Annotated in this window: 1 protein-coding gene; it reads right to left on the bottom strand. The window is 33.1% G+C overall.

Annotated elements, in window-relative coordinates; all coding sequences use genetic code 11:
• Positions 1-195, bottom strand: a 195-nt coding sequence (locus tag ACO0KY_RS19690; protein ID WP_423048934.1) for a hypothetical protein, incomplete at its 3' end; no start/stop codon positions are given.
• Positions 196-284 lie beyond the last annotated feature (89 nt).

Genomic DNA, 284 nt, shown 5'->3' on the forward strand with positions numbered 1-284 from the left:
TTCTGCATGCTTTCCAATCATTTGACCTTTAAGAATATTGGCATTAAATATTGATGTAGACTCTTTAAGCATGTTTCTGCCAAAACCAAGTAATCTATCGTTATAAGGGTTTGTAGGATCAAGCATGGCTGTTGATAATTTTGCTTTTACTGTGCCTGCCATATCAATGTCTTGACTGCTTTTTTGACTAAACATAATATGAACATTGCCTACCTTTTTAGCAATATACTCATATGTTCTTGGTGATGTTCTGAATGTTATAAGATTTCTGAAACAATCAACCA

Source organism: Undibacterium sp. Dicai25W (assembly GCF_049340505.1).
Taxonomy (GTDB): Bacteria; Pseudomonadota; Gammaproteobacteria; order Burkholderiales; family Burkholderiaceae_D; genus Undibacterium; species Undibacterium jejuense.